This is a genomic window from Dictyoglomus sp. NZ13-RE01 (genome assembly GCA_002878375.1).
Classification (GTDB): domain Bacteria; phylum Dictyoglomota; class Dictyoglomia; order Dictyoglomales; family Dictyoglomaceae; genus NZ13-RE01.
On the sequence record NIRF01000028.1, the window covers coordinates 1 to 6,951 of the forward strand.

The 6,951-nt window shown below is 35.6% G+C and carries 14 protein-coding genes; 12 read left to right on the forward strand and 2 right to left on the reverse strand.

Annotated features, from left to right (window positions below):
- Positions 1-148: 148 nt before the first annotated feature.
- The 5 genes from CBR30_09670 to CBR30_09690 all read left to right on the forward strand — a co-directional run bounded on the left by CBR30_09670 (position 149) and on the right by CBR30_09690 (position 2,637).
- Entirely contained in the window at positions 149-487 is a 339-nt protein-coding gene (locus tag CBR30_09670; GenBank protein ID PMQ00715.1) for a hypothetical protein, read from the forward strand.
- Positions 488-702: 215 nt separating this feature from the next.
- Positions 703-993, forward strand: coding sequence for a hypothetical protein (locus tag CBR30_09675; protein ID PMQ00716.1), 291 nt, complete (start codon positions 703-705; stop codon positions 991-993).
- 11 nt (positions 994-1,004) lie between these two features.
- Positions 1,005-1,460, forward strand: coding sequence for a hypothetical protein (locus CBR30_09680; GenBank protein PMQ00717.1), 456 nt, complete (start codon positions 1,005-1,007; stop codon positions 1,458-1,460).
- Positions 1,457-1,813 (forward strand): hypothetical protein, encoded by a 357-nt coding sequence (locus CBR30_09685; GenBank protein ID PMQ00718.1) that lies wholly within the window; start codon positions 1,457-1,459, stop codon positions 1,811-1,813. The genes CBR30_09680 and CBR30_09685 overlap by 4 nt, the downstream gene beginning before the upstream one ends.
- Positions 1,814-2,232: 419 nt before the next feature.
- A complete protein-coding gene (locus tag CBR30_09690) occupies positions 2,233-2,637 on the forward strand; it encodes a hypothetical protein (protein PMQ00719.1) in 405 nt (134 codons plus the stop codon).
- 9 nt (positions 2,638-2,646) lie between these two features.
- Here CBR30_09690 and CBR30_09695 read toward each other — a convergent pair whose 3' ends face one another.
- Positions 2,647-2,862 carry a hypothetical protein gene (locus CBR30_09695; protein ID PMQ00720.1) on the reverse strand — a complete coding sequence of 72 codons (216 nt, stop codon included), beginning with the start codon at positions 2,860-2,862 and terminating at the stop codon, positions 2,647-2,649.
- Positions 2,863-2,906: 44 nt separating this feature from the next.
- Positions 2,907-3,212 (reverse strand): hypothetical protein, encoded by a 306-nt coding sequence (locus tag CBR30_09700; protein PMQ00721.1) that lies wholly within the window; start codon positions 3,210-3,212, stop codon positions 2,907-2,909.
- 61 nt (positions 3,213-3,273) lie between these two features.
- On the opposite strand from CBR30_09700, the gene CBR30_09705 reads away from it, so the two are divergent.
- The 7 genes from CBR30_09705 (at position 3,274) to CBR30_09735 (ending at position 6,918) form a co-directional block, all read left to right on the forward strand.
- Complete coding sequence (locus tag CBR30_09705) at positions 3,274-3,483, forward strand: hypothetical protein (GenBank protein PMQ00722.1); 210 nt, start codon at positions 3,274-3,276, stop codon at positions 3,481-3,483.
- A 78-nt stretch (positions 3,484-3,561) separates the two neighbouring features.
- Positions 3,562-3,777 (forward strand): hypothetical protein, encoded by a 216-nt coding sequence (locus CBR30_09710; GenBank protein ID PMQ00723.1) that lies wholly within the window; start codon positions 3,562-3,564, stop codon positions 3,775-3,777.
- A gap of 11 nt (positions 3,778-3,788) precedes the next feature.
- The gene (locus CBR30_09715; protein ID PMQ00724.1) at positions 3,789-3,998 is read left to right on the forward strand and encodes a hypothetical protein; all 210 of its coding nucleotides are present in this window, start codon (positions 3,789-3,791) and stop codon (positions 3,996-3,998) included.
- 10 nt (positions 3,999-4,008) lie between these two features.
- Positions 4,009-5,037, forward strand: coding sequence for a hypothetical protein (locus tag CBR30_09720; GenBank protein ID PMQ00725.1), 1,029 nt, complete (start codon positions 4,009-4,011; stop codon positions 5,035-5,037).
- 45 nt (positions 5,038-5,082) lie between these two features.
- On the forward strand, positions 5,083-5,781 hold the full coding sequence (locus CBR30_09725; protein ID PMQ00726.1) for a hypothetical protein: 699 nt from the start codon (positions 5,083-5,085) through the stop codon (positions 5,779-5,781).
- 12 nt (positions 5,782-5,793) lie between these two features.
- The gene (locus CBR30_09730; protein PMQ00727.1) at positions 5,794-6,357 is read left to right on the forward strand and encodes a hypothetical protein; all 564 of its coding nucleotides are present in this window, start codon (positions 5,794-5,796) and stop codon (positions 6,355-6,357) included.
- 144 nt (positions 6,358-6,501) lie between these two features.
- Positions 6,502-6,918, forward strand: coding sequence for a hypothetical protein (locus tag CBR30_09735; protein PMQ00728.1), 417 nt, complete (start codon positions 6,502-6,504; stop codon positions 6,916-6,918).
- The last annotated feature ends 33 nt before the right edge of the window (positions 6,919-6,951 follow it).

Here is a 6,951-nt window from a genome sequence, read left to right on the forward strand (position 1 = left end):
GATGAAACTGATCTGTATTATGAACTTTTAGCATATTATGAAGAAAAGAAAAACCAAAAAGCTTAACATTTTTTTGGTAAAATTATCGGATCGTATTCCGTAATATTTATAAATATCCGATAATATAATAGTAATTGAGGGAAAAACTATGAGCAAAAAACAAATTCAGACCCAATCGGAAGATAATAGCTCGGATATAGTTCCTATTAGTGAGCTAAAGAGCGAACTGCTGAAGCAGAGGCTCGGAGTTAAGTATTTGCTGAAGGAATTGATAGGAAAAGAGATTGTAATAGTCGATTTCAACCCGAGCGATAATATAGCATGGGCGAAAGTCAACGGAGAAGATGTCAGTATAGCGATAGGGAGCAAAATCGTCCAGAGAAAGCTGTTAGCATTGAGCAAACTGCTGAAGCAGGGAAAGTTGATAAAAGCTAAAGTGGTCGAGAAAAAATCAAAGAGCGGAAACATCTACATTGACCTTGAATAAACATTGACTGGTGCTAAAAATGTCAGAGGGTCAGAAAGAAAAACTCTTTATTCAAAAGTGTTTTACGCTCGATAGGGAAACATTAGCGATAATAACGGCGGTTGCTAATAGCTTTAAGCTGAACGATTCAAGTGCGTTGAGGTTGATAATCTCTGAGTGGTATAAGTATAAGAATCTGGAAACTAAAATAGAGAAAAGACGAGGGCGATAAAAGGGTGAGTGAAAAAGCAACAGACGAGATAAAAAAAGAGCTTAACGAAAAGTGCAAAGGTGTGCGTTATTTAGTGGTGTGTCAAGACGATGAAGTGGTGGTGAGAGTCGGACGCTATTACTGGGAAGGAAAAGTGCTTGAGATTGGAAAGCTCGGAATGGTGATATTAAACGGTAATGAAGAGCATTCAATAGCTCTCAACAAAATCGCTTCGATAACTGTGGTTCAAGACGGTAAATACAGAAAAGCTTTCAGAGAAATATATGGGAAGACTACCATGAGACCTGTGGAATAAAGGGGTTTTAGATGGCGATTTTGCTATTCGATGAAGAAACTATTAACGAAATAATTGGTTTTTTTAATCCCCGAAATAAAAGGTATTATCTTTTTTTGAGAAACCCCGCAAATAAGCGTTTTGTAAAAAGGGTAAGGACTCTTTATATCTGTATAACCTGTACTTTCAAATCGGTTAGAGCGGATAGGCACTTTTCAAAGAACTTATATGTAGAAAGTCAGGGAATGTCAGAAGTTGGAAGCTCTGAGTGGGAATTATGCGATTCAGACTCATGCTTTCATGAACTTATTGAAAGCAAAATTAGAGAAGCTCAAGATGTGTGTGAGCGGTGTTTTGCAAATTTTGGTGTTGATTATGAAATAGGTGGAGCAGAATACAGAACCGCTCCCTGCGAAATATATTGTAGAGCGGGAAGACCTCTATATGGAACTTCAGTTATCAAGAACTGGAGGGAATATAAAACATGAAAGCCCAAAAAGTCAAAAGCATGCGAATTGTTTGGAATGTATTGAAAGTTGATATCGATAAAGACTTTGAAACAATGATAAAGAATAAACCGCACTATGAAGAATATGTGAACTGGATTTTGGAGAAACTAGGCTACAAGGTTGAGCAAATACTATATAGGAAAAGCACCAATGGGAAGACGCATGTATATATTTTTTTGAATAAAGCACCAGAAAGCTGGAAGGAATATGTCTTTTTGCTATTAGCATGTGGAGATGATATAGGAAGATTCAATGTCAATATGATGCGGTTGAAAATGTTCGGAGACCCCTTGATAAAATTCTTTGCGGTTAAACTTAGAAGTAAAAACTAAACCTTTTTTTGGTTTTTTCTACTTTTCAGCTAATTGTTAAACCCAAAGTAAAACCAACCATAAACTCAATGAAATCGCTCAAGTTTTTAGTGTCATCTTCATTATCGAGAGCTTGAAAGACGAAAAAAGTTGTTGCTATTGTTAAGGAAGCTATTGGAAAGCTATATCTAATTATAGCACTAAAGAAACCAATAGTAAAATGAACATATGAGTGCCATGACCTAAATGGTCTGGTCATCTTTATCACTTTTCTTCTTTGCACTTTTTACAAAAAGCATTTTAACATATCCTTATGACAATAAGCGTATATATGCCTATTATAATCACCACTTCTACAAATGCTCCCAGACCAGACATTATATAGATCACCATAATATTTATAAAGCACAAATTGTTTATAAATGTTTAGAGTGAGAAATATGGCTAGGAAAAGAGTATTTAATATGGCTACTCCGGTAAAGATGCAGGGTAAATTGGAAAGACTGCTTATAGGAAGGATTTCGGAAGAAACTGCACTAACTCTGGCAAGACTCGGAGCTTCACAGTGGAATGAGAGCTTTGGAGTATACAAGAGACTGTATGAGCAGATGAAGACTATACTGCAGAAGCAGTTCCCAGATGTTCCGCACGGGCAGTATGGACTTTACAGGAGCTTTATGCTGAAAGCATATAAGAGCATTCCAAAAGGTGCTGACCCAGAAGCATTGATAAGCGATTATGTCAAGATAACTGGAGTTAGAGAAGATGTGTTGAGGTATCTGCTCGACTACTTTGGACTGATTACGGAGAGAAGCGGGGAAGAGACTGCACCAACTGGAAGGTAAAAAAATACTTTATTCTGAATATCTTTTTTTCAGTTCTTCCAGCCGTTTTAACTCATCTTCTGAAAGCTCGAAGTCTTCTTCTGCTTCAGGTTCTTCAGCTTGTGTCTGCTTTCTTTGTTGAGCTAATATCATCTCCATGAGCCTATCTTCGGGTCTAGTGCTTTTAGAACCGACCATAGATGAGAACCGCTTCATTAATATTTCAGCTTTTTTGTATTCGTTCATGAATTCAGCTAATATCTTTATAGCTATTTTAATGTCTTTGAGCGTTATTTCTTCTCTATCATTCGCTCTAACATCTTCTGCTTCAGACTTTGGGGCATTTCTCCCTTCCAAAAGTGCACCACCAACACATTGAGTTCTTTATTATATTCTATATAGCTTTTTGGGTAAGTTATATTTTTGCTTACAAGACGCTTAACTGTATTTATTATACTTTCTCCAGTTATCACCAGCATTAAGTGATTGTCATTAACAACTTCAGCTTGACCTTTTAGCCCTAAGTTATTCAAGCGTCTTATGGTTTTTTCAATTACTTCATTCGTCTTGATGCTCATTATTTCGGCACCAACCATATTTATAAACCTCCAGCTTAAAAAAATTTTTCCAGAAATATGAGAATGGAGGAAATGAAACATGTCTCAGGCTACGGCTCCCTCTTGGAGCGATGTAGTAAACAGCTTCCTTGGTGCAGTCCAGAGTGTGCTGAAGGCTATCGGAGACTGGATAACTAACAATGCAACCGCACTTGCGACTGCTATAATCGGAATAGGAGTAGCTTACGGAATCGTCAGGATGGCTATGAGACTGCCTCTAGTGAGGGAGTTCTTCGGAAGATTCATTTAAAACAAAATATTTTAATCAAATCTTTTTTTAACCATAAACTTTTTAGCTTTAGTTTCACATTTATAAGTAGTGGTGATTATGGCTGAAGAACTTCCAGTTTTGCTGACTGGAACTACTGGAGCAGAAGAAGAAGCTCGGAGCACAATAGGAACAGTATTAGCTCAAATATTTACCATCATAAGAAACATATTGAACTATGTGCTTGAATACTCTAGAAGATTCTTCCAATGGGCTGGAGAAAATCCATTATACGCAACTTTATTTGTAAGTAATTTGATAATATGGTTATCGTGAGGTGGTAATAGATGGAAGGACTGTTAGGCGGAATATTGAACCAGCTAAAAGCAAGTGGTCTTAATGCTAAAACAGGATTGGAAAATGGAACCGTAATAATAGAGTTTTCAGCAGACGATATAAAGAATGCTATAACCAAAGGAATGAACGAACAAGCTAAAAAGCTGATAGATCTCGAACTCCATGAGGGTAAAATGACCATAAAAATAAAGCTGTTCTAAGTGGTGATAAATGGATATACCAGGAATAAGTGATATAGTCAATGCTATAATAAACGGACTGAAAACAATAGCTGAATGGATAGAGAAGGCATTTTATACATTAGGATCTTGGATATGGAACACATTCGGAAGCATAGCTAATGCAATTTACAGCGCACTGCAATGGATTTACAACGGTCTGAAGTATATAGCTTCAACATTCGTAAACATTATAAAAGCTATTTGGAACTGGATAGTAGGTGTAATAAAGTCAATCTACAATACAATAAAGGGATGGATAGATGGATTTATCGACACAGTAAACAATTGGTGGAACAGCATTATAATGAACATAAGACGGAAAATATACTTAACAGTATTGACTGATGTAAGTATAACAATGACTTGGAAAAGCTATGAAAAATTCGCTAATGACCCAAGTAAAAAGACTTTCTTAACGGCTTTGACCAGTCCTTTATGGAGTCCACTACTTGGAACATTAGCAGGAAGTCTAATTGATTCACTACTACCTAAACAGACTTCGCAGACTGTAAGCATGATTCCAAAGCTCAACTTACCAGACATAAGCTTTAATGAACTGCAAATAGAGAGTGCAGTAGAACCAACTGCACCAGAAGCCCCGCAACTTCCACAAATAAGCTTTACAGTAGAAGAAGATATATTAGGAAGCTCAATTGGACTGTCTGTTATAGCTGGATTTCCATCATACCCTGAAATAGATATAACTAATGTAATAGGAACCACGACTTTAAACAGTATAGAAACACTACCAATGATAAACATGTTTTCATCAATAGGATTGGTTTCAACTGGAACTATAATTCAAACAACGGTTAATAATACAGTTGGAGGAGTTAGTGGAGGAACTAATGTATTAGGTAATGCAATTGGTCTAGTAATGATACCAGTATTATCTGATTTACACCAAGATATGACAAACAACAAGATAGGTTTAGTGATGGTATCAGTATTATCTAACTTGCACCAAGATATGGTAAACAACCAAATAGGCTTAACAGTTATAGCTAACATAAAGTAAAGTTTTTTACTCTGAATAATACAATTTATAAAAAGGTGTAAAGTAGTGAGTGGAATAAAGTTTGAAGAAATAAAAGAGATTTTAGCAAACTCGATAAAGAACAACAGAAAACCAAAAGACCATTTCATAAAAACATATCTTCATTTAGAAGTCCGCAATGAAGACGACGAAACAATAGCAAAAAGAAAGTATCTAAGCAGAAGCTGGGTGCAACCATTCGCCTATGTGCTGTATGGATTAATGAACGGATCGAAACCAACAGTATACGGAATACCATATAAAGGTAATTTGAATACTGGCCCAGTTTGTGCTATGAGCATAAGTAGTTCTACAGTTTATATTGGAAACTTATTTAATGTATTAGCACCAGATGGTAACGGAAAATATGGAATAGTTGCAGGAACAGGAACTATTCCAGTATCTGCAACTGGTATGTTAATGCAACAATGGATAGATGAAGGTAATATACACTACTATGGAACTACATTATCACAACTAACTCCAATAACTGGTGGCTATGAGTTTGCAGTAGTAAGGCAAATATCTAATAAAACACAAAATCCAATACAATTAACAGAATTTGGCCTTGTAGCAAAACCTGTCCTTGGTTATAGCGGTTCATGTGGTGGTGATCCTAACGCAGACCTATACTGGATGCTGTTGCATGATGTAAGAACAAGTGCACCATCAATACCATCTAACAGTGTATTAATAGTTAAATACATATTTAACTTCCTAGTCTAAAGGTGGTAAAGTATGGCTAAACCTGGAATACATGCCTATATAGATATACAACTAAAAGACAAAAACGGAAAGGTATTAAAAAAGTTAAGGTTTAAGAGCAAAAGCTGGGTCAAAAATATGGCTATATTATTAAGTGGAGCTTTAAGTAATACAAGTTTTACATTAATAGATCAAAGCGGTAATAATGCTAATGTATCAAACAATACTGATGTAGTAAGTGTATTTAAAACAAATGCACCAGCAGGAGAAGACAGATATGGAATATTAGTAGGAAGTGGAACTAACCCCGTATCACCAAATGATTACAAACTATACAATAAAATATCAAATTCGGTATTAGCATATTCTGATACAAATATCGGACAATTTACTGGAGACGAAAACGGATTCACTTTCGCTATAAGCAGAACATTCACAAACAATGGAACACAAGCTGTAACAGTATCAGAAGTTGGGTTAGCTATTTTAGGCGCTTCATTGTGGATATTAATAGCAAGAGATCTATTAAGCAGTCCTATAACAGTTCAACCTGGTCAAGTCCTTCAAGTAGTATATGCTATATCGTTGCTACCGTGATAACTATGGAAATCGATAATACAACAATCGTAAAACTGACTGCAATAGTAAGCTTAACTATATTAGGAGCTTTAGCATTTTATAAAAATATAGACCACGGCTTAATTACAAGTATAAGTGCAATTATAGGGGGGTTAGCTGGGTATGAGTTCGGATCTAAAAAGGGAAAGTGATATATGCTCTGAAGTGCGTTATTGGACTGACAAAATAAGAAAGTTCATGAACGAAAATTATTCTGAAGGTGATTTAATAGAACAAGATGCTGTAAATATAGCTTCAATGCTTATCGCAATTGTAAGGGGAAACTTATACTTTAGAAAATACTGCTATACTGAATTAGTAGAAAAGACTGAAGTAGAAAAATACGAAACTAAAGCCTACCCTACCGAAACAGTAATAATAAAGGAGAAGGAAGTCCCTGAGAAAAAGAAAGTAATAAAGAAGATAATAAAATCGAAGCCAAAACCTGAAACCGTTGAAGTAGTTGAAAAGGAAATTGAATTAGAACCAGAAGAAGTGGAAGAGTTAGCCGAAGAATTGGAGGAAGAAGAAGAAAAATAATTTGAAACCAACTTTTTTTCTAACTTTTCACTT